Origin of the sequence: Pseudomonas sp. WS 5411, assembly GCF_012985595.1 — a bacterium.
In the GTDB taxonomy this organism is placed as follows: Bacteria; Pseudomonadota; Gammaproteobacteria; order Pseudomonadales; family Pseudomonadaceae; genus Aquipseudomonas; species Aquipseudomonas shahriarae.
The window spans coordinates 201,866-226,725 of record NZ_JAARMC010000003.1 but is presented as its reverse complement, the minus strand read 5'-3'; the positions used below and the strand labels follow the sequence as shown (position 1 = coordinate 226,725).

Genomic DNA, 24,860 nt, shown 5'->3' with positions numbered 1-24,860 from the left:
GCTGTAAAAAAGAGGGATTCAGGAAGGGCTTGCGGGGGTGAGCCTGACTTGTGCAAAACGAGCAAAAAAAAACCTCGCGTTTATCGCGAGGTTTTTTTCTTAACTTGGCTTACAGGAAGCTGTAAGTGTAGTTAAAGATCAGACGAGTCTGATCCTGATCCTGAATGCCGGTACCGCTACCGCGGTAGACACCATGACGCAGCGTAGTACCGAAACCTTTCAGCGCGCCCTGTTGAATGGTGTAGTCGACACGCATATCGCGTTCCCACTCGGACTGATCGCTGCCACCGTTCTTGGCTTTGATGTTGTCGCCATGCAGGTAAGCAATCGAGGTTTTCAAACCTGGAACGCCCAATGCAGCGAAGTCATAGGAGTACTGGCCGAAGGTGGTGTTTTCACCCGCACGCACGAAGGAGTTGATCATGCTGTCGGTGAAGAGGTAGAAACTGGAACCCCCGGCACCTTCGTTACGGCCATTGCCGTCAACCACACCGCCCTGGTTCAACCAAACGAAACCGCCGTCATCGTTGACACGCTGGTGACCGACCATGAACGCGCTGCCACCCAGGGAGTAGGTGAACATGGCGCTCCAGGTTTTGTTATTAACCTCGCCAGCATCCTTCGCGTAACCACCATTGTTGTTGAACTGGTAGCCAGCCTGACCGTTCTTACCGTCGGAGCTGCTATCGAAGTAGCGCACGTCGGTTTTGAACGACTGGCCTTCGGTGATCGGGTAGACGTGAACCAGACCCAGGAAGTGCTGCTTATAGAAGTCTTCCAGGTTGGCGTAGTAGTACTGCAAGGTCAGGTCTTTGGTGACCTTCCAGTCAGCACCACCATAACGGAACTGGTTGCTTTCCTGACTAGCACCGGCAACAGACAGGCCCGTGCTGTTGGTCGAAGCACGCCCGGTAGCGTGCTCAAGCTGACCGGCGTTGAACGTTACATTGTCGATTTCTTTGGAGGTGATAGTGCCACCGTCAAAGGTTTGTGGCAGCAGACGACCATCGCTTGCGATCACGACCGGCAGGTTTGGCGCCAGAGCGCCACCCAGGTGGGCTTCGGTCTTGGAGAAGCGAGCTTTTACGTTGGCGCTTGCGCTGCTCCAACTGCTCACGGCCGAACCGTCGGTGTCGCTTGGAACAAAGGAGTTGCTGTCTGGGTGGTGACCACGGCCACCGTCCAGGTGAAAGCCGACCAATGCCTGGGCATCGATACCAAAGCCAACTGTGCCCTCAGTGAAACCAGACTGGACGTTGAACTTCAGGCCAGTGGCCGTTTCGCGCTGGTCAGCACCGCCTTCGCGTTGATCGTTATCAAAATACAGGGTCCGAGAACTGACGGATGCCTTGGTATCTTCAACAAAACCAGCGGCGCCTGCTTGCTGAGCCAAAACCCCAGCCGCGATGGCGAACGCCAATGTGGACTTCTTCATGTACCGCTCCTCTCGTTTCTAATTTTTGTAGTTCTTTGGTCTCGGGTCTGACGCCCTCGATCCACAGATGCGCGATTAGCGCCAGATAGTGACTGACAAGTCAATCGTAACCTTGTGTGTCTACTACTTTCGTCTAACCGCAGTTGATTTGGTCCTTGCAGGGTAATGAGTTTTTCATACACCCAAAAAGAATTATTTCATCCTTTTTCATACCATTCAGGAATAACACCTTCCATGGAGCAACCAGCCCGCAGTGGGGTGTCGCTCCATAAGCTAATTCCTAAAGGGTATTTGTTGGCCATTTTTTAGATCGTTTAGTGTGAGCAGAATCCCGCACACGTCACTCACGATCAAAAAGGCGACGCCATCATGGCCAAACGCGCATCCTCTAGTCAATTTGTTACAGTTTTACTATCGCTTACACTTTCTATTGGCGTGCAGGCAGCCAACCTCACCATCGGCTACCAGACCGGCATCGATCCGAGCAAAGTGCCCCAGGCCGATGGCCTTTACGAACAAGCCATTGGCGAGAAAATCGACTGGCGCCGCTTCAACAGTGGCCCGGAAGTCATCACCGCGATTGCCTCAGGCGATGTGCAGATCGGCAATCTCGGCTCCAGCCCGTTGGCGGCCGCCGCATCCCGTAATCTACCCATTGTGGCGTTCATCGTATCGGCTCAAATCAATAGTTCTGAAGCTTTGGTAGTGCGTAACGGTAGCCAAATTGACGCACCCAAGGACCTGATCGGCAAAACCATTGCCACTCCTTTTGTCTCCACATCCCACTACAGCCTGCTCGGGGCCTTGAAACACTGGGGCCTGGACACCCGCCAGGTGAAAGTGGTGAACCTGCAACCGGCGCAAATTGCCGCAGCCTGGAAACGCGGGGATATCGACGGCGCCTTTGTCTGGTCGCCGGCCCTGGGAGAAATCCGCAAGACCGGCAAGACGTTGACCGACGCCACCGAGGTGGGCCAATGGGGCGCGCCGACGTTCGAGGTGTGGGTAGTGCGCAAGGACTTTGCCGAGAAACATCCGGAGGTCGTGGCCAAGTTTGCCAAGATCACCCTGGATTCGTTTGCCGACTATGCAGCCAATAAAAGCAGCTGGACGGTGGATTCCGCCCCGGTGCAAAAGATCGCCCGGTTGACCGGCGCAAACGCCGCAGACATCCCCGAACTGCTGGAAGGCAGCACCTTCCCCGATGCACAGGCGCAGCGAACCGACGCCTTGCTCAATGGTGGGACAGCCAAGGCCATTGGGGAGACGGCGAAGTTTCTTAAGCAACAAGGGAAAGTAGAGACCGTGTTACCGGACTATTCGGCCTATGTGACCGGAAAATTCATCAAAGAATAAACCCGGACAAAGAATGTGGGAGCGGGCTTGCCCGCTCCCACATTAGGTATTGGGTGTACCGAATACCGTGTTTACAGGGTCTTTTCGAAGATCTTCGAGTTACGCTGGAAGTTGTACAACGAGGCCCGCGCCGACGGCAGGCGATCCACGCTGCTCGGCACAAAGCCGCGCTCGCGGAACCAGTGGGCGGTGCGGGTCGTCAGCACGAACAAGGTCTTCAAGCCTTGGGTGCGGGCGCGGGTTTCGATGCGCTCCAACAGCTCATCGCCACGGCCGCCATGGCGATACTCCGGATTGACCGCCAGGCACGCCAGTTCGCCAGCATCCGAGTCGGCAATCGGGTACAGCGCAGCGCAGGCGATGATCATGCCTTCGCGTTCCACTACGCTGAATTGCTCGATTTCCCGCTCCAGCACTTCCCGGGAGCGGCGTACCAGAATGCCCTGTTCTTCCAGTGGGCTGATCAGGTCCAGCAAGCCGCCGACATCTTCAATCGCCGCCTCACGCACCAGTTCGAACTGCTCCTGGGCCACGAGGGTACCGCCGCCGTCGCGGGTAAAAAGCTCGGTCAACAGCGCACCGTCCTCGACATAACTGACGATATGGCTGCGCCCTACGCCCCCACGACAGGCCTCGGCCGCCGCATCCAGCAGTTCGGCCTGGTAATTGTTGCCCAGGCGCTGCAGGTGCGCCGGTACTTGTTGGGGACGCAGTTCGCGGACCAGCCGGCCGTTTTCGTCGATCAGGCCCAGGTCTGCGCCAAACAGCAGCAACTTGTCGGCGCCCAGGTCGATGGCAGCGCGGGTGGCCACATCTTCACAGGCCAGGTTGAAAATCTCCCCGGTCGGCGAATAGCCCAGGGGCGAAAGAACGACGATGGAGCGTTCGTCGAGCAGGCGATTGATACCCTTGCGGTCGACCCGGCGCACTTCGCCGGTATGGTGGTAGTCGATGCCGTCCAGCACGCCGATAGGCCGCGCGGTCACCAGGTTGCCGCTGGCCACCCGCAGGCGCGAGCCCTGCATCGGCGAGGACGCCATGTCCATGGACAGCCGCGCTTCGATAGCGATACGCAGGTGGCCGACCGCGTCGATCACGCACTCCAGGGTCGCGGCATCGGTGATGCGCATCCCATCGTGGTAATGCGGGGTCAGGCCGCGAGCGGCGAGGCGGGTTTCGATTTGCGGGCGCGAACCATGCACCAGTACCAGGCGCACGCCGAGGCTGTGCAGCAGCACCAGGTCATGGACGATATTGCCGAAGTTGGGGTGATCCACACCATCACCCGGCAGCATGACCACAAAGGTGCAGTCACGGTGGGCATTGATGTAGGGCGAAGCGTGACGAAGCCAATTGACGTATTCGGGCATAAAACCTGGGCCTGTAATAAAAAGCAGCCAAAAAAGGATGAATCGCTAAACGCACAGCGGGCTGATGGTTATCGTCGGAACAGGCTTGGCGACACGCTCGCTCTCCTTTTAAGTACGGGATGCAATGGGGTTAATTTATGCAGGCTTGAGGCAGTAATGTTCAATCAATTCCCGCAATAGACGCACTGTAGGCGTCAAGCGTGACATTTCAAGGTACTCGCCCGGCTGGTGGGCGCAGGCGATGTCCCCAGGGCCGAGTACCAGGGTTTCACAACCAAGGCGCTGAAGATAAGGCGCTTCAGTGCCGAACGCTACTGCTTCGGCACGATGACCGGTCAATCGTTCCGCGACCCGCACCAGTTCGGCGTCTTCAGGCTGCTCGAAGGGCGGCACTTCGGGGAACAGCGGCGCGTAGTCGATCTGCACCTGATGGCGCTCGGCGATGGGCCGCAGTTTCTGGCGGATAGCCTCGCGCAACACCTGGGGATCCATGCCGGGCAAGGGCCGCAGGTCGAACTCCAGGGAGCACTGGCCGCAAATGCGATTGGGGTTATCGCCACCGTGGATGCAGCCGAAATTCAAGGTCGGCTGGGGCACACTGAACTGTGGGTTGCGGTACTCCCGTTGCCAGGCCAGGCGCAGGCCGCGCAGCTCGCCCATGGCGTCATGCATGGCTTCGAGGGCGCTGTGGCCCAGGCTCGGGTCCGACGAATGGCCGCTGCGGCCGAGGATATCAATGCGTTCCATCATCACGCCTTTGTGCAGGCGGATCGGCTTGAGGCCTGTGGGCTCGCCAATCACCGCGGCACGCCCCAGCGGGCGTCCGGCTGCAGCCAGGGCGCGGGCGCCGGCCATGGAGCTTTCTTCATCACAGGTGGCGAGAATCAGCAGCGGCTGCTTGAACGGTTGATCCAACAGCGGCAGGACCGCTTCGATGGCCAGCGCGAAAAACCCCTTCATGTCGCAACTACCCAGCCCTACCCAACGGCCGTCGACTTCCGTCAGCTTCAGCGGATCGGTCTGCCACAGCGCTTCGTCGTACGGCACCGTATCGCTGTGCCCCGCCAGCACCAGGCCACCGGGGCCGCTGCCGAAGCTGGCCAACAGATTGAATTTGCCGGGGCTGACTTGCTGGATATCGCAGGCAAAACCCAGGTCGCCGAGCCAGGTGGCAAGCAAGTCGATCACCGGGCGGTTGGTCTGGTCGAGAGACGCTTGGGTACAACTGACAGAGGGCGCGGCAATCAGGGCGGCAAATTGTTCTTTCATGGACGGTAAAGGCATGCGCTGTCTCTCAACTTCCACAGATGAAACCCATCATAGAACCATCTGCGCTGCACAATAAACCCGTTGCGGCACGTTGCCCGGCTCAGTCCTGTACACTGCACGACCTTGGCAGCCACCTATTCTCCCGGCTGCACTCCCGATCCTGGATGTTCCGGCCATGCAAAAAGAAACCGAAATCAAGCTCCGCGTCAGCCGCGAGACCCTCGCCGCGCTGCGTGAGCACCCGCTCCTGAAAAAACGCAACAAAAGTGGCTGGGAACGCCGTGAGTTGATGAACCAGTACTTCGACACCCCCGAGCGCGACCTGGCCCAGGCCAAGGTTGCCCTGCGCCTGCGCAAGGATGGCGACGAAGTGATCCAGACCCTCAAGACCCGCGGCCACAGCGTTGCCGGCTTGTCGGAGCGTAATGAATACGACTGGAAACTGGCCAAGGCCAAGCTCGACGTGAAGAAACTCGACGGCGAATGCTGGCCCGAGCAACTGGCCGAGCTGGACAAAAAGACCCTCAAGCCGATCTTCACCACCGACTTCGTGCGCGAACGTGCCGAGATCGCCTGGGGCCGTGGCAAGGCCAAGGTGGTGATCGAAGCCGCCCTGGACCTGGGCCATGTGATTGCCGGCAAGCAGAAGGAAGAAATCTGCGAGCTGGAGCTGGAGCTGCGCGAAGGCGAACCTGCCGCCCTGCTGGAACTGGCTGCCGAACTGGCCCAGACCCTGGCGCTGATGCCCTGCGATATCAGCAAGGCCGAGCGCGGTTATCGCCTGTTCGACGCCAACAGCTATTCCCTGAGCCTGCCGGCCCCGCAACTGCAACCAGAAATGCCCCTGGACGACGCCTTCGCCGCGCTGACCTGGCATTTGCTGGGCAGCAGCCAGCGCCTGGCCGAACAGTACCGTTTCAACGGGCACTGGCGCCTGTTGCAGGACTGGGTAGACAACCTCGCCGAAATGCGCGCCCTGATCGGCAGCCTTGGCCAGGCCGCGCCACGCCAATCCACCAGCGAACTGCGTAGCGCCCTCGACGCCCTGCTGGAAGACTGGCGCCCGCTGGTCCAGGCCGGTGAAGACGATGAAGACGTGCGCAAGGCCGCGCCGGAACAGTTCCTCGAAGAATTGACCGACGTGCGCTGGGGCCTGTTCTCACTGAACACGTCCCGCTGGCTGCTGGCCCGCACCTGGACCCTGGAGCGCAATGTGCGCGGCAACCGCCAAGGTGCGGCCCAGGTCGCCAACTGGCTGCCACGTCTGCTGGCCGACGAAGCCGTCGCCCTGCGCCTGCCGCGCTACCAGCAACAGCCGGAAGACCTGGCCGAGCAACTGCCGCGCATCGAGCGTCTGCAGGCCTGGCTGCACCATGCCCGTCACCTGCTGGAGGTTCCAGAACTGGATCGCTTGTACGGTGAACTGAACAAGTTGGCGGCACTGGCCAACCAGCCGATCACCGATGAGTCGCTGGATGCGCGGATGCATCAGGTGATTGCGGTGTATCAGAACCGTGCCTGGAAGACCTTGTTGCGCATGTAAGATTGCTTTCGCGGGCAAGCCCACACACATTTGACCGAGCTTTCTAAAGTAGACCGGTTTGAAGGTGGGCTTGCCCGCGATGACACCCGCCCTCTCACCGCAACACTGGCAGACTGGTAGTAGACTTGATCTCCGACAGTGCCACAATCGAGTTGACCTCCTGTATCCCCGGCACCATCGACAGTTTCTCGAAGAAGAAACGCTCATATGCCTCGATATCCGAGGTGACAATGCGCAGTAGAAAATCCACCGACCCCATCAGCACATAACACTCCAGCACTTGCGGGAACCCGCGAATCGCCTCGGTGAATTCCGTGAAGTTGGAACGCCCGTGGGCGTTGAGTTTGACCTCGGCAAAGATCTGCGTGTTAAGGCCGATTTTCTTGCGGTCGAGCAACGTCACCTGGCCTCGAATCACCCCCTCCTCCTTGAGCCGCTGGATCCGTCGCCAGCAGGGCGACTGCGACAGGCCGACCTGTTCGGCAATCTGCGCGCTGGAGAGCGATGCGTCTTCCTGGAGCAGCGCCAGAATCCGGCGGTCGTAGATATCCAACTCACTGTGCATAAAAATACCTTTCAATCCATATTCTGCGAATTGCCTGATTCATTTATAAGGCATATCACTCCAACATAGATAAGAAATACCCCACAGCCCATGTAAAAATTTCTCCAGTCAAACTCGGAGAACGGCCATGCATTCAGTCCCCGCCAGCCCAGCCACGCGCCTCGACGCCTGGGCAGTCAGCAACAGCCATTGCCAGGCGCGCTATCAGATCCTCGCCGAGGCTGAACCCGATGTGCTGTGTCGGATCCTCAATTACTTCGCCTTGCAGTTTTTGGTGCCACAACAGGTGAGCGTGACACGCGACGAAGACCTGCTGAACATCGACGTGGTGATGGATGGCCTGAGCTGGCACCGCGCCCAGGTGATCGGCGAAAAACTTCGTAACCTGATCAGCGTGTGCTCGCTCGAACTGCAACCCGTTGAATCCACGAGGCTGCAAACCGTACAGGCAGTGGCGCAGTAAAAAGCGGCAACAACCCTCGGGGCGACAGCAACCAGGACCGGACTAGCCTGGGCGCTACCACTTGAAACCGCCCAGGAAACCACCATGCCCGCTGCGCCAGAACTTCAGGATCGCAGGCTTTGCCTCGACGAACTGCTGCCCGCCCTCACCGCCCACGGCATGCTCGACAACGCCCTGGCCGAGCGCTTGCGGCGCACCCCGGGCAATGGCTTGCACCCGCTGGAATTGCTTGCCAACCAGTCACTGCCCGATCCCGCCCGGCCCGGCATGGCGCTGTCCCTGGAGCAACTGACGCAATGGCTCGCCAGTCATGTGGGGCAACCCTATCTGCGCATCGACCCGCTGAAAATCGACGTAGCAAGCATGGTGCCCCTGATGTCCCACGCCTTCGCCCAGCGCCACCATATCCTTGCCGTCGCCCTTGATCGCGACAGCGTGACGGTGGCCAGTGCCGAACCGTACCTGCGAGAGTGGGAGGCCGGCCTGGCCCACGTGTTGAAACGCTCGATCAAGCGCGTACTGGCCAACCCCCAGACGATCCGCAGTTGTACCCAGGAGTTCTTCCGGCTGGCCCGGTCGGTCAGCGGGGCCGACCAGACCACCCCCACGGCGGTCCCTGCCGAACAACTGCTGCACCTGGGTGCCGGCGACCAGGAGCCCGATGCCAACGATGCGCACATCGTCAACATTGTCGACTGGTTGCTGCAATTTGCCTTTGGCCAGCGCGCCAGCGATATCCATATCGAACCCGGCGGCGACCAGGGCCGCGTGCGCTTCCGTATTGATGGGTTGCTGCACGATGTCTATCAGTTTCCGCCCCAGGTCACGACCGCCGTGGTCAGCCGCCTGAAAAGCCTCGGCCGGATGAATGTCGCCGAGAAGCGCAAACCCCAGGACGGCCGGGTCAAGACCAAGACGCCCACGGGTATCGAAGTGGAACTGCGCCTTGCGACCCTGCCCACGGCCTTCGGCGAGAAGCTGGTGATGCGGATTTTCGATCCCCAGGTGCTGCTTCAGGACTTCCCGCAGTTGGGACTGTCGGCCGATGACCTGCAGCGCTGGCAACATATGACCGGCCAGGCCAACGGTATCATCCTGGTCACAGGCCCCACCGGATCAGGCAAGACCAGCACGCTCTATACCACCCTGCGACAGCTGGCGACCCGCACGGTCAACCTGTGTACGGTGGAAGATCCGATCGAGATGGTGGAGCCCGCCTTCAACCAGATGCAGGTCCAGCACAATATCGACCTGACCTTTGCCAGCGGCATCCGCGCGCTGATGCGCCAGGATCCGGACATCATCATGATCGGCGAGATCCGCGACCTGGAAACCGCTGAAATGGCGATCCAGGCGGCATTGACCGGCCACCTGGTGCTGTCGACCCTGCACACCAACGACGCCCCCAGCGCGATCAGTCGCCTGCTGGAACTGGGCATCCCCCATTACTTGATCAAGGCCACATTAATTGGGGTCATGGCCCAGCGTCTGGTGCGCCGGTTGTGCCCGCACTGTAAAGGCCCGGTGGCACTGAACCAGGACGATTGGCGCAGCGTCACCCAGTCCTGCACGCCGCCCCCCGCCAGCGTATACCGGGCCAACGGATGCGCAGAGTGTCGGGAAAGTGGCTATCGTGGACGCATCGGGGTCTACGAGATCATGCTGATGAATGACGCGGCGAAGGCCCTGGTCAGCGCCGATACCGATCTGCAGGCATTGCGTCGCGAGGCGCTCAAGGGCGGCATGCACAGCCTGCGATTGTCGGGCGCCCACAAGGTTGCGGCGGGGCTGACCACCCTGGAAGAAGTGTTAAGGGTCACGCCTGCGAACGAGTAAACCGTTCTTATCTGCGACAAGCCCGTTACAATCGACAGACCTCGCGTTACCGCCACCACCAGACAAGGAATCGTTATGCAGATCGGAACAGTGCTTCTTCTCTTCGTAGGCTTGGCCATCGCCATCCTGTTCATGGGCTTCAAGGTCGTACCCCAGGGCTACCAGTGGACAGTGGAGCGCTTCGGCCGCTACACCAATACGCTTAAGCCGGGCCTGAATATCATCATTCCGGTGATGGACCGCATCGGTCGCAAGATCAACGTCATGGAAAGCGTGCTGGATATTCCACCTCAGGAAGTGATCACCGCCGATAACGCCACGGTGCAGATCGACGCAGTGTGTTTCTTCCAGGTGGTGAACACCGCCCAGGCGGCGTACGAGGTGAACAACCTCGAACATGCGATCCGCAACCTGCTGCAAACCAATATCCGTACGGTGCTCGGCTCCATGGAGCTGGACGCCATGCTCAGCCAGCGCGACGGCATCAACGAGAAGCTGCTGCGCACGGTCGATGAAGCCACTGCTCCCTGGGGCATCAAGATCACCCGTATCGAGATCAAGGACATCAGCCCGCCTGCCGACTTGATGGCTGCCATGTCCGGTCAGATGAAGGCCGAGCGGATCAAGCGTGCCCAGATCCTCGAAGCCGAAGGCCTGCGGGCTTCTGCAATCCTGACCGCTGAAGGCAAGAAACAGGCGCAGATCCTCGAGGCTGAAGGGGGTCGTCAGGCCGCGTTCCTCGAATCCGAAGCCCGTGAACGTCAGGCCGAGGCGGAAGCCCGCGCTACGCAGGTCGTGTCGGAAGCGATTGCCACCGGTAACGTGCAGGCCATCAACTACTTTGTCGCGCAGAAATACATTGATGCCCTGGGCAAGCTGGCTTCGGCCAACAACAGCAAAGTGATTCTGATGCCGCTGGAGGCCAGCCAGGTCATCGGTGCGGTGGGCGGCATCGGCGAAATCGTCAAGGCTACCTTCGACAACAAGAAAGCCTGAGGCCGGCACCATGTGGGAATTCCTGCAACACCTGTCGTTCTGGGATTGGCTGGCGCTGGGCACGGTGCTGTTGATTCTTGAAGTGTTTGGTGCCGGCGGTTATCTGCTGTGGATGGGGATCGCGGCGGCGGCCGTTGGCGTACTCAAGTTCCTGATTCCGGGGCTTGGGCTGGAACTGCAACTGCTGCTGTTTGCCGTGCTGTCCATACTGACGGCGGTGTACTGGTGGAAGCGCCAGCGCAGCAGTGCCAAGGCCAGCGACCAGCCAGGGCTGAATATGCGCGGATCGGAGCTGGTTGGCCGCACCTTTGTGGTGCATCAGGCAATTATCGACGGTCGGGGCAAGATCAAGGTCGGTGACGGCGTCTGGATGGTCACCGGCCCCGATGCGCCTGTAGGGGCTCAAGTACGGGTGATTGGTCAGGACGGCGTGATTTTACGGATCGAAACTGTTTAGTCAGTCATGGAACTAGGCTGGGTTATCTACAATCAAACCGTTCAGATAACCCAGTCGGAGTCACCCATCATGCGTCTCAAATATGCTGTCGCCACCCTCGCCGTGCTCTCTCTCCCAGTTGGATCGGCCATGGCCGATAGCTTCTGGCGTAATGTCATCTCATCGGGCGCCACCACCGGCTCCACGTACCTGACCTTCAAGGACCACAAGCTGGTAGTCGCCGCCCAGGACGACGCCGGTAGCTTCGTCGCCAGCGACGGCGGCATCCGTGGCCCTTACCTGGAAGCCGCCATGCAGAAAGTGCGTGCCGACAACCCCGGCCTGAAGGCCACTGACATGGAACTGGCCAACGCCATCCTGGCGAAGAACGCCATCGCCGCCGAGTAATACACGACACGCAAAAAAGCCGCTTGTGAAGCGGCTTTTTTGCGCTCGTCGTTCGACGATTCGTTCACGGACGACAGGCTATATTCAGTTGCCCCGTGCGACGATACCGGGGTTGATATGAGCTTTTATTCTTAGTTCTTCTTAAAACGGATGCCTTCAACGTCATGAGCCAACTGCCCTTCCTGCCGTTTTCAAAGCCTACCATTGATGAAGCCACCATCGCGGCGGTCGGTGATGTGTTGCGTTCCGGCTGGATCACCAGCGGGCCCAAGGTGCAGGCGTTCGAAACGCAGCTGTCGGAATATTTTGGCGGCCGGCCGGTACGCACCTTCAACTCCGGCACCTGCACCATGGAGATTGCCTTGCGCATCGCCGGTGTCGGGCCGGGGGATGAAGTGATCACCACGCCGATTTCCTGGGTGGCAACGGCCAATGTGATTCTGGAGGTGGGCGCCACGCCGGTGTTTGCCGATATTGATCCGGTGACCCGCAATATCGACCTGGCCCGACTGGAAGCGGCTATTACGCCGCGCACCAAGGCGATCATTCCGGTGTACCTGGCCGGCCTGCCGCTGGACATGCCGATGCTTTACGCGCTGGCCAACAAGTACGGTCTGCGGATCATCGAGGATGCCGCCCAGGCGCTGGGCTCCCGTTGGGATGGCCAGCGCATTGGCGCCACCGGGGATTTTGTCTCGTTCAGTTTCCAGGCGAACAAGAACATCACCTGTTCCGAAGGCGGTTGCCTGGTTTTGAACAATGCTGAGGAAGCGCGCCTGGCGGAGAAGTACCGCCTGCAAGGCGTGACCCGCAGCGGGTTTGATGGCCTGGACGTGGATGTATTGGGCGGCAAGTTCAACATGACCGATATCGCCGCCGCCATTGGCCTGGGCCAGTTTGCCCATATCGAGCAGATAACTGCCCATCGCCAAGCGCTGGCCCGGCATTATTTCGAGTGTTTTGGCAGCGACTTCGAGACAACGTACGGCGCGCAATTACCGCCCGCGGACTTTGAAAACAGCAACTGGCACCTGTTCCAACTGGTACTGCCTGAGCGTGGGGATGGCCTGCCGGCCCGCGCCACGTTTATGGAGCGCATGCAGGCTCAGGGTGTGGGCATCGGCTATCACTACCCACCGATCCACTTGCTGAGTTTGTATCGGGCACAGGGATTCAGGGAAGGCATGTTCCCGGTAGCGGAAAAAGTCGGGCGTTTGATTGTGTCGTTGCCGATGTTTACGGCGATGACCAAGGCGGATGTGGAGCGTGCTGTCGCAGCGGTGAAGCAGGCGCTCAAGCCCTGACCTTTGCAGGAGCCGGCTTGCCGGCTCCTACAGGGGGCGGTGTTACTCGCCGATGGCGGCTTTATAGCCAGCGGCATCCAGCAGCTTGTCCAGTTCGGCGGCATTGCTTGGCTTGACCTTGAAGATCCAGGCTTCGTACGGCTTGTCATTGAGCGACTCAGGGGCATCGGCCAAGGCCTCGTTGACCGCAATCACTTCGCCCGACACTGGCGAATAAATATCCGAAGCAGCCTTCACCGACTCCACAACACCTGCTGCGTCGCCTGCAGCGAACACTTTGCCCACCTCAGCCAACTCAACAAAAACCACATCACCCAATGCTTCCTGGGCGTGATCGGAGATCCCGACGGTCACACTGCCGTCAGCTTCCAGGCGTGCCCATTCGTGGCTTTCGGCAAAACGTAGTGCGGCAGGGATATCGCTCATAGTCTGTGTCCTCAAAAAGAAATGTCAGCGGCCATTGGCCCGGAAAAGATTAGATCAAGGTTTTACCATGGCGCACGAAGGTCGGTTTGACCACTCGCACCGGGTACCACTTACCGCGAATTTCTACCTCGGCACGGTCGGCGGTTGCCATCGGTACACGCGCCAGGGCAATGGATTTGCTTAGCGTAGGAGAGAAACTACCACTGGTGATCTCTCCTTCGCCAACATTGGCGATACGAACCACTTGATGAGCGCGCAAAACCCCGCGTTCTTCCAGCACCAGGCCTACCAGTTTGAGCTGCACCCCGGCCGCACGCTCGGCTTCCAGGGCGGCGCGCCCGATGAAATCGCGGCTGACGGGTTCCCAGGCGATGCTCCAGGCCATGTTGGCGGCCAACGGTGACACATTCAGGTGGATATCCTGGCCGTAGAGGTTCATGCCGGCCTCCAGGCGCAGGGTATCGCGAGCACCGAGGCCGATGGGCGAGATGCCCGCGCCTACCAGGTCGTTGAAAAACCCCGGGGCCTGATCGGCAGGCAGGACGATTTCCAGGCCATCTTCGCCGGTATAGCCCGTGCGCGCGATAAACCAGTCACCGTCGGCACGCCCCTCGAAAGGCTTGAGCTGTTGGATCAACACGCCGCGAGACTGGGTGACCAACTCGGCAATCTTGTGCCGGGCCTGGGGGCCCTGGATCGCCAGCATGGCCAGGTCCGGGCGTTCGCGCATCAGCACCTGGTAGCTGCCCAACTGGCTCTGCATCCAGGCGATATCCTGGTCGCGGGTGGCCGCATTGACCACCAGCCGGTAACCCTCTTCGGTGCGGTAGACAATCATGTCGTCCACCACCCCGCCCTGCTCGTTGAGCATGGCGCTGTACAGCGCATGGCCGCAGCCATGCAAACGATCGACATCATTGGCCAACAGGTACTGCAGCCATTCCCTGGCCTGCAGGCCCGAGATATCGATCACGGTCATGTGGGAAACATCAAACACCCCGCAGTCACGGCGCACCTGATGGTGCTCCTCGACTTGCGAGCCGTAGTGCAGAGGCATATCCCAACCGCCAAAATCGACCATTTTCGCGCCAAGGGCGAGATGCAGGTCATACAGAGGCGTACGCTGTCCCATGGGTTTCTCCTTCCGGGCGTGGCGAAGGTGCGGACGGTTGCTGTTCGGGCTACACACCTTGAAATACAAGGCTTGCAGCCACAATCAGCAACCCAACCCGAAAGACGGGCCGCACCGAATGCCGCGCATTGTAGCCTCAAGCCGTAGGACTGACACCTAACCGATTCGTCGCGCCGAACGTCGGATCAAGCCGATGACCGGCAACAGGCCGACCAACACCAGGGTCAGGGCGGGCAAGGAGGCACGCGCCCACTCGCCTTCGCTGGTCATCTCAAAGATGCGTACCGCCAGCGTATCCCAGCCGAACGGGCGCATCAGCAGGGTCGCGGGCATTTCCTTGAGCACATCGACAAACACCAGCAGCGCGGCGCTCAAGGTGCCGGGCAACAAAAGTGGCAGATACACTTTGCAAAACAGTCGTGGCCCACTGACCCCCAGGCTGCGCGCTGCTTCCGGCAAGGACGGGCGGATGCGCGCCAGGCTGTTTTCCAATGGGCCGTAGGCCACGGCCAGGAAGCGCACCAGATAGGCCATCAGCAGCGCCGACAGGCTGCCCAACAGCAACGGCTTGCCAGCACCGCCCAACCAACTGGACACAGGGATCACCAACTCGCGATCCAAATAGCTGAACGCCAGCATGATCGACACCGCCAATACCGAACCCGGCAAGGCATAGCCCAGGTTGCCCAGGCTGACCCCGGCGCGGATGGCGCGGGTCGGCGCCAGGCGGTTGGCAAACGCCAGCAGCAACGCCACGCTGACGGTGATCAACGCGGCCATGCCACCCAGGTAAAGGGTATGCACGATCAGCCCGGCGTAGCGCTCGTCGAGATCGAAACGCCCGCGCTGCCAGAACCAGGCCAGCAGTTGAAGCATCGGGATGACAAAGGCGCAGGCAAACACCAGGGCGCACCAGCCAGTGGCGGCGGCGGCCTTGAAGCCACTCAGGTGATACAGCGCCTTGCCCCGCGGTCGCTCGTTGCTCGGGCGGCTGGCGCCACGGGCCCGGCGCTCGCCGTAGAGCACCAGCATCACCACCAACAGCAGCAGGCTCGCCAGTTGCGCGGCGCTGGACAGGCTGAAAAAGCCATACCAGGTCTTGTAGATGGCGGTGGTGAACGTGTCGAAATTGAACACTGACACTGCGCCGAAATCCGCCAGGGTTTCCATCAACGCCAGGGCCACGCCGGCGCCGATGGCCGGGCGCGCCATGGGCAGGGCCACCCGCCAGAATGCCTGCCAGGGTGATTGGCCCAACACCCGCGCCGCTTCCATCAACCCCTTGCCCTGGGCCAGAAAGGCGGTGCGCGCCAGCAGGTAGACGTAGGGATAGAACACCAGCACCAGCACGATGATCACGCCACTGGTGGAGCGCACGCGCGGCAGGCGCAGGCCCGTGCCGAACCACTCGCGCAGCAGGGTTTGTACCGGCCCGGAGAAGTCCAGCAGGCCGACGAAGACAAACGCCAGGACATAGGCCGGGATGGCAAACGGCAGCATCAACGCCCAGTCCAGCCAACGCCGGCCGGGGAACTCACAGAGGCTGGTCAGCCACGCCAGGCTCACGCCCAGCACCGTTACACCGACCCCGACGCCCAGCACCAGGGTCAAGGTGTTGCCCAGCAGACGCGGCATCTGGGTGTCCCACAGGTGCGACCAGATTTGCGTGTCGATGCTTTGCCAGGACAGCAACAACACGCTCAACGGCAGCAGCACCAGGGCGGCGACAGTGAAGACTGGCAGGTACCAGCGGCGTTGGGCGGGGTGGGCCAAAAGGAATTCTCAAGCAGTGGATGATGTGGAAACCTGCACAAAGCACTGTGGGAGCGGGCTTGTGTGGGAGCTGGCTTGCCTGCGATGCAGACACCTCGGTTTATCAGCGATACCGGGGTGATGCTATCGCAGGCAAGCCAGCTCCCACACAAGCCGCTCCCACACTAGAACTGCGGCGTCCTACAAATTGTACTCAGTTCCAGCCCGCACGATCCATCAGGCGAATCGCCTCGGCCTGGCGCTTGCCCGCCACTTCCACCGGCAGGGTGTCAGCCTTGAACTTGCCCCAGCTCGCCACTTCAGCCGAGGGTTCTACCGCCGGGTTGGCCGGGAACTCCTGGTTGACGTCGGCAAAGATCTTCTGCGCCTCAGGCGTAGTCATCCACTCCACCAGAGCCTTGGCGGCTTCCGGGTGCGGGGCGTACTTGGTCAGGCCAATGCCCGACAGGTTGACGTGCACGCCACGGTCGCCCTGGTTCGGCCAGAACAATTTGACTGCCAGCTTCGGGTCCTGCTTGTGCAGGCGGCCGTAGTAGTAAGTGTTGACGATCCCCACGTCGCACTGCCCGGCGTTGATTGCCTGCAATACCGCGACGTCATCGGAGAAGACATCGGTGGACAGGTTATTGACCCAGCCCTTGATGAGTTCTTCGGTCTTTTCTGCGCCATGGGTCTCGATCAGGGTGGCGGTCAGCGACTGGTTGTAGACCTTTTTCGCGGTGCGCAGGCACAGGCGGCCTTCCCATTGCTTGTCAGCCAGGGCTTCGTAGGTGGTCAGCTCTGCCGGCTTCACGCGGTCGGTGGAGTACGCGATGGTCCGCGCCCGCAGGCTCAAGCCGGTCCAGGCGTGGCTGGAAGCGCGATATTGCGCGGGGATGTTGGCGTCGATCACCTTGGAAGTGAACGGCTGCAGGATGCCCATCTGCTCGGCTTGCCAGAGGTTGCCAGCATCGACGGTCAGCAGCAGGTCGGCGGTGGCGTTCTGGCCTTCGGCCTTGATGCGCTGCATCAGCGGCGCTTCCTTGTCGGTGATGAACTTCACCTGCACCCCGGTTTTCTTGGTGTAGGCGTCGAACACCGGCTTGATCAACTCGTCGATACGAGAGGAGTAGACCACCACTTCGTCAGCCGCCTGGGCGGTGGTGCTGGCGATAAGGGTGAGTGCCAGGGCAGTCAGGAGGCGCTTGGGTGCCAACATAGGTGCGGTCTCTCGTAGGAAAAGTGAGCGCAAATGATAAGGACTCACATTTAGCATCTCAACCGAACACTGGCCGGAGGAGTTACGAGATGTTGCACGAGTGCCATTTAAGGTGCGACAGATGGCCTCAGGCCTTGGCCAGATCCGGCAGGTCTCCGGTCAAGCCCAATGCCTGGCGCACAAACAGCGCCTTGGCCTCGGGCATCTGGTCGACCATCTTCAGCCCCGCATTGCGCAACCAGCGCAATGGCAACTGGTCAGCCTGGAACAACCGTTCAAAGCCCTCCATCGCCGCCATCAGCGCCAGGTTGTGCGGCATGCGCCGACGCTCGTAGCGACTGAGCACCTTCACATCCGCCAAGCGCTCACCGCGCTCGCACGCCTTTAGCAGCACCTCGGCCAACACGGCGGCATCGAGGAACCCCAGATTCACCCCCTGCCCCGCCAATGGGTGGATAACGTGGGCAGCATCACCAATCAGCGCCAGACCTTCGGCGACGTAGCGCTTGGCGTGGCGCTGGCGCAGCGGTACGCACAGACGCGGGTCGGCGCTGACCACGCTGCCGAGGCGCCCTTCAAAAGCGCGCTCCAGTTCGCGGCAGAAGCTGTCGTCGTCCAGGGCCATCAGGCGTTCGGACTCACTTGGCGTGGTCGACCAGACGATCGAGCACCAATCTTCCTGGCCATCGCGTACCAGCGGCAGGAACGCCAGCGGACCATGGTCGGTGAAGCGCTGCCAGGCGGTACGCTGGTGCGGCTGGCTGCTGCGTACGCTGGTGACGATGGCGTGGTGCAGGTAATCCCATTCGCGGGTGGCGGTGCCGGTCAGGCGGCGCACAGCCGAGTTGGCGCCGTCGGCGGCGATCACCAGCGGCGCGCGCAAAGTGCGGCCATCGGCCAGGGTCAGCAGCCAGTCATCGCCGGAGCGGCGCATCTGCTCCAGGCGTGCATTGGCCAGCAGGCCCAGGTCGCAGTCGTGCAGGCGCTCAAGCAGGGCGTCCTGGACCACGCGGTTTTCGACGATATGCCCCAGCACCTCGGCATGCACACTGGCCGCCGAAAAGTGGATCTGCCCGGTGCCGCTGCCATCCCACACCTGCATCTCGCCGTAGGGGCTGGCGCGGCGGCTGGCGATGCCATCCCACACACCCAGGCGGTCGAGGATGCGCTGGCTGGCGGCCGACAAGGCGCTCACCCGCGGTTCAAACGGCGCATCGGCGTCGAATGGCTTGACGCTCATTGGGCTGCCGTCGAGCAGCAGCACCTGCAGGCCACTGCCCTGCAACGCCAGCGCCAGGGCGCTTCCGACCATTCCGGCCCCGACAATCAGCACATCTGCGCGCATGTCCATGCTTTATGCCTGTCTCGCTGGCGGCTTGCGCCGCACGTAAAGGGTTTTGTCGACTCGCGCCACCAGGGTGCCGGAGCCGTCGTGAATCTGCACCTTGAGGTGCGGCAAGTATTTCTCGCCGCCCTCGGTCTGCCGTCGCACCTCATCGAGCAAGGCCTGGTCGATGGAGAATTCGGCAAACACCGGGCCTTTGCCCGGCGAGATGAAATCAATGGTCGCGGCCTTGTCCCAGACGATGTAGTCGCGCCCCAGGTTCTCCATCAGCATCAGCATGTAGAACGGGTCGACCATCGAGTACAGGCTGCCGCCAAATTGCGTACCGACGTAATTGCGGTTGTACCAGCCCAGGCCCATGCGCACCTTCACCTGACGAAAATCAGCGCTCATGTGCTGCACACGGACGCCTGCGCCCAGATACGGCGGATACAGGGTCATGATCCAGCGCAACAACCGTGCCTTGCCCAGGCGCTCCGTCAGCCACTTACGCATCGGGACGCGTGCCCAGGCCCATGGCCTGCCGGGCGAACCAGCGCTTGGCCGGCGGCAACAGGTCCAGGCCCAACAGGCCGAGGTTGCGACCCATGGCGACCAGCGGCTGGCCGCTGCCAAACAGGCGGGTGACCTGGTCGGAGAAGCCCACGGTCAATTGCTGGTCCAGGCGCTGGCGTTCGCGGTAGGCCTGCAAGGTCGCCAGGTCGCCCGGCACTTGCGGCCCGGCCAACAGGGCCTCGGCCAGCGCATAGGCATCGCGCAGCGACAGGTTGAAACCCTGGCCGGCAATCGGGTGCAAGCTGTGGGCGGCATTGCCGAGGATCACCAGGTGCGAGCGCACTTGCTCCTCGGCCTCCACCAGGGTCAGCGGATACAAGTGCCGCGCGCCAACCTGTTTCAAGGTGCCCAGGCGATAACCAAACACGCCCTGCAACTCGCTGAGAAAACTGCGTTCATCCAGTTGCGCCAAGCGCTGGGCGTCCATGCCGACGCGGGTCCAGACCAGTGCGCAACGGTTGTCTGCCAGCGGCAGCAAGGCCATCGGGCCTTCGTCGGTGAAACGCTCGAAAGCCTCGCCGTTATGGGCTTCGCTGGGGGTGATGTTGGCGATCAGGGCGCTCTGGTTGTAAGGCCGTTGCTTGACGCCAATACCCAACTGTTCGCGCAGGCCGGAGCGGCCACCATCGGCCAGTACCACGAGATCACACTCGATGACAGTTTCATCGTTGAGGGTCAGGCGGTAGCCGTCGGCCAGCGGTTCCATGCGGCTGACTTCTGCAGGGCAACGCCAACTGATCACGTCCTTGTCCAGGCCTTGCCACAGGCACTGCCCGAGCCAGGCGTTTTCCACCACATAGCCCAGGGCCGGTACGCCCTCTTCGAGCGCCGACAAGCGCGCGGTAGAGAAGCGCCCACGGTCGGAAACATGGATCTGCTTGATCGGCTCGGCGCGCCGGGAAATGTCTTGCCACACACCCAGGCGCTGGTAGATCTGTCGCGCGCCAAAGGACAGCGCCGAGGAACGTGCGTCGTAGCTCGGCTGGTAGCTGTCGCCGGGGGCAAAGGGCTCGATCAGCACGATCTTCCAACCGCGAGCCTTGGCCCCGGCCTGCAACGCCAGCGCCAAACTGGCGCCCACCAGGCCGCCACCGATAATCGCCAGGTTGACCCGGCTCATCGGGCGGCCGCCATCAGTGCTTCAATCTCGTCCACGGTCTTGGGCACACCACCGGTCAGAATTTCACAGCCTTGCTTGGTCACCACCACGTCATCCTCGATGCGCACGCCTATGCCACGCCATTTCTTTGCCACGTTCTGGTTATCCGGGGCAATGTAGATGCCCGGCTCCACGGTCAGGGCCATGCCCACTTCCAGCACCCGCCACTCGCCGCCGACCTTGTACTCGCCCACATCATGCACATCCATGCCCAGCCAGTGCCCGGCGCGGTGCATATAGAACGCCTTGTAGGCTTCGCTGGCGATCAACTCGTCCACGTCACCTTGCAACAAGCCCAGCTTCACCAGCCCGGCGGTGATGACGTGCACCGTCGCCTCATGGGCCTGGTTCCAGTGTTTGTTCGGCGCGATCTGCGCAAAGGCGGCTTCCTGGGAGGCCAGCACCACTTCGTAGATCGCCTTCTGCTCGGCGGAAAACTTGCCGTTGACCGGCCAGGTACGGGTGATATCGCTGGCATAGCAGTCGATTTCACAACCGGCGTCGATCAGCACCAGGTCACCGTCCTTGAGCACCGCATCATTCTGCTGGTAGTGCAGGATGCAGCTGTTGCGCCCCGAAGCGACGATGGAGCCATAGGCCGGCATCTTCGCCCCGCCCCGGCGGAACTCGTAGTCCAGCTCGGCTTCCAGGCTGAATTCATGCAACCCCGGGCGGCTGGCCTGCATTGCCCGGATATGGGCCGCGCAGGAAATCCGTGCGGCTTCGCGCATGACCTTCACTTCTGCGGCGGATTTATACAGGCGCATGTCGTGCAGCAGATGATCCAGGGCAACGAATTCGTTCGGCGGCTGCGCACCGAGGTGCGCCTTGGAGCGGATCACGTTGATCCACTCCATCAGGTGCCGGTCGAACTCGGCATTGCTGCCCATGGCCGAATACACCCGGTCGCGACCTTCGATCAGGCCGGGCAGGATGTCGTCGATATCGGTGATCGGGAAGGCATCGTCGGCGCCGTATTCGCGAATCGCGCCTTCGGTACCGGCGCGCAGGCCGTCCCACAATTCGCGCTCGGCATTGCGTTCACGGCAGAACAGCACGTACTCGCCGTGAATGCGCCCAGGCATCAACACAATCACTGCCTGGGGCTCGGGGAAGCCGCTCAGGTACTGGAAGTCGCTGTCCTGGCGGTAGACGTGTTCGACATCACGGTTGCGGATCGCCACGGCGGCGGCCGGCAGGATCGCGATGCTGTTGGGTTCCATCTGCGCCATGAGCGCCTTGCGGCGGCGGGTGTATTCCGCTTTGGGGATATGGATCATGGGCAGGTGGGTTCCCTCTCTTAGTGCAGCGACGGCTTGACTGCTGCGGGTTCAGCAGACTTTTTGGTCTCGGTGAACAGCAGCAGCGGCGCGACGCGCAGGTATTCCATGACTTCCATATAGTCGCCTTCGCCGTCTTCGGACTCTTCCAGGGCGTCTTGCACCTGGGAGATGGCTGCCAGGTCCTGCAACACTTCCTTGGCGTCGGTGCTCAGCTCCAGGCCGCCGGCGTTCACGCCAAAGCCATGGAGGAAGCCCTGGCACCATTGACCCAGTGCAGCAGCACGCTCGGTGAGCGGCGCATCATCGGTTGGCAGCAGCAGGACTACGGTGACGTCATCACCGGTCAGCTCGCCTTTAACCATTTCTTGCAAGCCGATCAACGCGTTGCGCACGTTTTCGGTAGGCTCGGTTTCCAGCAGCTCGGCGACGTCGGCCAGCCAGTTGTCGGCGTCAAAGCCGACACCGGTGCAGCTACGGCCCAGCAGCACGCCATGCAGTTCGGCAGGCGAGCAAGGGTGACCGCTGGAGCTCAGCAGTTTGGAAAAAGCGTCGTACGGGGAATTCTGAATAGGCATGATGAGCTAGGCGCCAGGCGGCGCGATGTCTAGAATGAAGCGCTGTATCCTAGCACCGGCAGACGCACCCGACTATCAAGGGCGTCAGATCGTTTATCCTGCAGTTGCCATTCATCAGACAAATCCAGTGGAACCCTATGGAAGACGCCGACTTGCAAGCGCTGATGGCCAGACTCGAATTGCTAATTACCCGGGTCGAGCAACTAAAGAGTCAAAACGGACTCCTATTAGCTCAGGAAAAGACCTGGCGCGAGGAACGCGCTCACCTCATTGAAAAAAACGAAATCGCCCGGCGTAAGGTCGAGTCGATGATTTCGCGCCTGAAGGCCCTGGAGCAAGACTCATGAGTTCAAGCAATAGCGTCACCGTGCAGATTCTCGACAAAGAGTATTCGATCATCTGCCCCCAGGAAGAGCGCAGCAACCTGGTGAGCGCCGCCCGCTACCTGGATGGCAAGATGCGTGAAATCCGCAGCAGCGGCAAAGTCATCGGTGCCGACCGTATCGCCGTGATGGCCGCCCTGAACATTACCCACGACTTGCTGCATAAGCAGGAGCGCCCTGACGTACAGGCCAGCGGCTCGACACGCGAGCAGGTGCGTGACCTGCTGGAACGTGTGGATCTGGTGCTTTCCAGCGATTCAGACGCACCCAAGGGCTGATTGCCGAGTCTGTTTGGGGTATACTCGCCCCACTCCCTGGCGTGCTTGCCAGTCGGCGATGTCCCGGAGCCGATTCGCACTACCCTGGAAGTTGCACGTTGGGCTGGTGTGCATGTCCGCTAGACGGAAAGCCTTAAAGCCTACTGCTTCTTCCACCTTGAACTTTCGGGTTCAAGGGCTTAGTCGACAGCGGTTCTGTCGGGGAGCCTGAATTCCCAAACTCAATGCCAGTCCCCGGACTGGCATTGTTTTATGAGCCGAACACCATGACCGAACCTGCGCCGCTTTCCCGTCCGCAACTTCGACGCATGTTGCGCAATGCCCGCCGCGCCCTGACGCCGGGCGAGCAGCGCCAGGCAGCTCTTGGCCTGTATCGGCAACTGGCACAGCACCCGCTGTTTCGCCGGGCCAAACATATTGCTTTATACCTACCAACGGATGGCGAAATCGATCCGCGCTTGCTGCTGCGCGCTGCCCAGCGCCGGGGCAAGGCCACCTACCTGCCGGTGCTCAGCGCCTGGCCACGGACCAAGATGGTGTTCCAACGGGTACGTCCCCGGGAAAAACTTGCGCCCAATCGCTTCGGCATTCTTGAGCCACGGGTCAATATCGGGCGCCAGCGCAAGGTCTGGGCCCTGGACCTGGTGCTGCTGCCATTGGTGGGTTTCGATGATGCGGGCGGGCGGCTGGGCATGGGCGGCGGCTTTTACGATCGCAGCCTGGCGTACCTGGCGCGCCGCTCGTCGTGGCGCAAGCCGACGCTGCTGGGCCTGGCCCATGAGTGCCAGAAAGTCAAACGACTGGCGCAGGCCAGCTGGGACGTGCCATTGAATGGCACCGTTACCGATAAGAAGTGGTATATCGCAGAGGGGACGCCGCTGGAATCAACGGCGCCGAAATAGCATCAACGCTTGAAGGTTTGTGGCTGCTGCTGTGCAAATTCAACCGGGGCTTCGGTCTTGTTCGACCACAGGCTTTGCGCATACCCGGTGGTCACGACGCCCAGACCGAACAAAATAACCAAAATCCATAGTAAATCCGGTTTGCGTTTCATCGATTGCCCCCCTTCAGGCCTATCACACACGATGACAGCAACGTTCCAAAGTAGTCCGTTCCAGCTGCGTCAAGCTTAAAATCCCGGCATTCTGCGGTAACGTGAACCAACACGCAAACCTTGACGTCAACCGACCGTCGGTTTGTCATGAAATTGACAGACAACCTGCCCAATCCCCTGCAAAGGAGCAAAACCATGGCCTATTGGCTGATGAAGTCCGAGCCCGATGAGCTGTCCATCAAGGGCCTGGAGAAACTCGGCGAGGCGCGCTGGGATGGCGTGCGCAATTACCAGGCACGCAACTTCCTGCGGGCCATGGCCGTGGGTGACGCGTTCTTCTTTTACCACTCCAGTTGCCCCGAACCGGGGATTGCCGGCGTAGGGAAAATCATTGAGGCGGCTTATCCGGACCCGACAGCGCTGGAAGCTGACAGCCATTACTTCGATGCCAAGGCCACCCCGGAAAAAAATCCATGGAGCGCCATTACAGTGGCGCATGTCGAGACCTTCCCCAACGTTCTCGGGCTGGGCTACCTCAAACAACAGACGGCCCTGGCCGAACTGCCGCTGGTGCAAAAAGGCAGTCGTTTGTCGGTGATGCCGGTGACGGCCCAGCAATGGGCGGCGGTAATGGCCCTGCGTTAACGCCTAACGGTATTCATTTGACCGGTATCAACGGCTATCGGTTACGATCCCGGCAAACTAGGACGCTAACACC

26 protein-coding genes and 1 other RNA gene are annotated in these 24,860 nt (G+C 61.0%); 13 read left to right on the top strand and 14 right to left on the bottom strand.

Features of this window, described 5'->3' with window-relative positions:
- Positions 1-109 precede the first annotated feature (109 nt).
- Complete coding sequence (locus HBR93_RS07660; protein ID WP_057960930.1) at positions 110-1,435, bottom strand: OprD family outer membrane porin; 1,326 nt, start codon at positions 1,433-1,435, stop codon at positions 110-112.
- Positions 1,436-1,804: 369 nt separating this feature from the next.
- On the opposite strand from HBR93_RS07660, the gene tauA reads away from it, so the two are divergent.
- Positions 1,805-2,791, top strand: a complete 987-nt coding sequence (gene tauA / locus HBR93_RS07655) for a taurine ABC transporter substrate-binding protein (RefSeq protein ID WP_169960089.1) — start codon at positions 1,805-1,807, stop codon at positions 2,789-2,791.
- 71 nt (positions 2,792-2,862) lie between these two features.
- On the opposite strand, the gene argA is transcribed toward tauA, so the two are convergent.
- Positions 2,863-4,161 (bottom strand): amino-acid N-acetyltransferase, encoded by a 1,299-nt coding sequence (argA, locus tag HBR93_RS07650; protein WP_032858930.1) that lies wholly within the window; start codon positions 4,159-4,161, stop codon positions 2,863-2,865.
- A 135-nt stretch (positions 4,162-4,296) separates the two neighbouring features.
- On the bottom strand, positions 4,297-5,445 hold the full coding sequence (gene argE, locus HBR93_RS07645) for an acetylornithine deacetylase (protein WP_169960088.1): 1,149 nt from the start codon (positions 5,443-5,445) through the stop codon (positions 4,297-4,299).
- 160 nt (positions 5,446-5,605) lie between these two features.
- Here argE and HBR93_RS07640 point away from each other — a divergent pair, with 160 nt between their 5' ends.
- Entirely contained in the window at positions 5,606-6,973 is a 1,368-nt protein-coding gene (locus HBR93_RS07640; RefSeq protein WP_057960932.1) for a CYTH domain-containing protein, read from the top strand.
- A gap of 94 nt (positions 6,974-7,067) precedes the next feature.
- On the opposite strand, the gene HBR93_RS07635 is transcribed toward HBR93_RS07640, so the two are convergent.
- Positions 7,068-7,538, bottom strand: coding sequence for an Lrp/AsnC family transcriptional regulator (locus HBR93_RS07635; protein WP_057440435.1), 471 nt, complete (start codon positions 7,536-7,538; stop codon positions 7,068-7,070).
- A gap of 127 nt (positions 7,539-7,665) precedes the next feature.
- On the opposite strand from HBR93_RS07635, the gene HBR93_RS07630 reads away from it, so the two are divergent.
- From HBR93_RS07630 to HBR93_RS07605, 6 genes are all read left to right on the top strand, one after another.
- Entirely contained in the window at positions 7,666-8,001 is a 336-nt protein-coding gene (locus HBR93_RS07630) for a hypothetical protein (protein ID WP_057960933.1), read from the top strand.
- Positions 8,002-8,085: 84 nt separating this feature from the next.
- The gene (locus HBR93_RS07625) at positions 8,086-9,837 is read left to right on the top strand and encodes a GspE/PulE family protein (protein WP_169960087.1); all 1,752 of its coding nucleotides are present in this window, start codon (positions 8,086-8,088) and stop codon (positions 9,835-9,837) included.
- Positions 9,838-9,912: 75 nt separating this feature from the next.
- Complete coding sequence (locus HBR93_RS07620; RefSeq protein WP_027608388.1) at positions 9,913-10,833, top strand: SPFH domain-containing protein; 921 nt, start codon at positions 9,913-9,915, stop codon at positions 10,831-10,833.
- 10 nt (positions 10,834-10,843) lie between these two features.
- Entirely contained in the window at positions 10,844-11,290 is a 447-nt protein-coding gene (locus tag HBR93_RS07615; RefSeq protein ID WP_057440437.1) for an NfeD family protein, read from the top strand.
- A 69-nt stretch (positions 11,291-11,359) separates the two neighbouring features.
- The gene (locus HBR93_RS07610; protein ID WP_057440438.1) at positions 11,360-11,677 is read left to right on the top strand and encodes a DUF2388 domain-containing protein; all 318 of its coding nucleotides are present in this window, start codon (positions 11,360-11,362) and stop codon (positions 11,675-11,677) included.
- 164 nt (positions 11,678-11,841) lie between these two features.
- Positions 11,842-12,981, top strand: coding sequence for a DegT/DnrJ/EryC1/StrS aminotransferase family protein (locus HBR93_RS07605; protein ID WP_057440439.1), 1,140 nt, complete (start codon positions 11,842-11,844; stop codon positions 12,979-12,981).
- 42 nt (positions 12,982-13,023) lie between these two features.
- On the opposite strand, the gene gcvH is transcribed toward HBR93_RS07605, so the two are convergent.
- The 9 genes from gcvH to HBR93_RS07560 all read right to left on the bottom strand — a co-directional run bounded on the left by gcvH (position 13,024) and on the right by HBR93_RS07560 (position 22,427).
- Positions 13,024-13,407 carry a glycine cleavage system protein GcvH gene (gene gcvH, locus HBR93_RS07600; RefSeq protein ID WP_057440440.1) on the bottom strand — a complete coding sequence of 128 codons (384 nt, stop codon included), beginning with the start codon at positions 13,405-13,407 and terminating at the stop codon, positions 13,024-13,026.
- A 49-nt stretch (positions 13,408-13,456) separates the two neighbouring features.
- Positions 13,457-14,539 carry a glycine cleavage system aminomethyltransferase GcvT gene (gene gcvT, locus HBR93_RS07595; RefSeq protein ID WP_057960936.1) on the bottom strand — a complete coding sequence of 361 codons (1,083 nt, stop codon included), beginning with the start codon at positions 14,537-14,539 and terminating at the stop codon, positions 13,457-13,459.
- 156 nt (positions 14,540-14,695) lie between these two features.
- Positions 14,696-16,312 carry an iron ABC transporter permease gene (locus HBR93_RS07590; RefSeq protein ID WP_057960937.1) on the bottom strand — a complete coding sequence of 539 codons (1,617 nt, stop codon included), beginning with the start codon at positions 16,310-16,312 and terminating at the stop codon, positions 14,696-14,698.
- 193 nt (positions 16,313-16,505) lie between these two features.
- A complete protein-coding gene (locus tag HBR93_RS07585; protein WP_057440441.1) occupies positions 16,506-17,510 on the bottom strand; it encodes an extracellular solute-binding protein in 1,005 nt (334 codons plus the stop codon).
- A gap of 127 nt (positions 17,511-17,637) precedes the next feature.
- The gene (locus tag HBR93_RS07580) at positions 17,638-18,855 is read right to left on the bottom strand and encodes a 2-octaprenyl-3-methyl-6-methoxy-1,4-benzoquinol hydroxylase (RefSeq protein WP_169960161.1); all 1,218 of its coding nucleotides are present in this window, start codon (positions 18,853-18,855) and stop codon (positions 17,638-17,640) included.
- 9 nt (positions 18,856-18,864) lie between these two features.
- A complete protein-coding gene (locus HBR93_RS07575) occupies positions 18,865-19,350 on the bottom strand; it encodes a DUF4442 domain-containing protein (RefSeq protein ID WP_057444198.1) in 486 nt (161 codons plus the stop codon).
- Entirely contained in the window at positions 19,343-20,530 is a 1,188-nt protein-coding gene (gene ubiH, locus HBR93_RS07570; protein WP_169960086.1) for a 2-octaprenyl-6-methoxyphenyl hydroxylase, read from the bottom strand. Before ubiH ends, HBR93_RS07575 begins: the two co-directional genes overlap by 8 nt.
- The gene (pepP, locus tag HBR93_RS07565) at positions 20,527-21,849 is read right to left on the bottom strand and encodes a Xaa-Pro aminopeptidase (protein ID WP_169960085.1); all 1,323 of its coding nucleotides are present in this window, start codon (positions 21,847-21,849) and stop codon (positions 20,527-20,529) included. The genes ubiH and pepP overlap by 4 nt, the downstream gene beginning before the upstream one ends.
- Before the next feature lie 20 nt (positions 21,850-21,869).
- Positions 21,870-22,427, bottom strand: coding sequence for a YecA family protein (locus HBR93_RS07560; RefSeq protein WP_057440443.1), 558 nt, complete (start codon positions 22,425-22,427; stop codon positions 21,870-21,872).
- A 137-nt stretch (positions 22,428-22,564) separates the two neighbouring features.
- Here HBR93_RS07560 and HBR93_RS07555 point away from each other — a divergent pair, with 137 nt between their 5' ends.
- The 4 genes from HBR93_RS07555 (at position 22,565) to HBR93_RS07540 (ending at position 23,990) form a co-directional block, all read left to right on the top strand.
- Complete coding sequence (locus HBR93_RS07555; RefSeq protein WP_057440444.1) at positions 22,565-22,774, top strand: TIGR02449 family protein; 210 nt, start codon at positions 22,565-22,567, stop codon at positions 22,772-22,774.
- Positions 22,771-23,088 (top strand): cell division protein ZapA, encoded by a 318-nt coding sequence (locus tag HBR93_RS07550; protein ID WP_010207385.1) that lies wholly within the window; start codon positions 22,771-22,773, stop codon positions 23,086-23,088. The genes HBR93_RS07555 and HBR93_RS07550 overlap by 4 nt, the downstream gene beginning before the upstream one ends.
- 30 nt (positions 23,089-23,118) lie before the next feature.
- Positions 23,119-23,297: non-coding RNA, 6S RNA (ssrS, locus tag HBR93_RS07545), on the top strand.
- A gap of 57 nt (positions 23,298-23,354) precedes the next feature.
- Positions 23,355-23,990, top strand: a complete 636-nt coding sequence (locus tag HBR93_RS07540) for a 5-formyltetrahydrofolate cyclo-ligase (RefSeq protein ID WP_057440445.1) — start codon at positions 23,355-23,357, stop codon at positions 23,988-23,990.
- A 2-nt stretch (positions 23,991-23,992) separates the two neighbouring features.
- On the opposite strand, the gene HBR93_RS07535 is transcribed toward HBR93_RS07540, so the two are convergent.
- Positions 23,993-24,142: a hypothetical protein gene (locus HBR93_RS07535; RefSeq protein WP_143110453.1), complete on the bottom strand. Its 150-nt coding sequence runs from the start codon at positions 24,140-24,142 to the stop codon at positions 23,993-23,995.
- A 195-nt stretch (positions 24,143-24,337) separates the two neighbouring features.
- On the opposite strand from HBR93_RS07535, the gene HBR93_RS07530 reads away from it, so the two are divergent.
- Entirely contained in the window at positions 24,338-24,787 is a 450-nt protein-coding gene (locus tag HBR93_RS07530; protein ID WP_057960942.1) for an EVE domain-containing protein, read from the top strand.
- Positions 24,788-24,860: the final 73 nt, after the last annotated feature.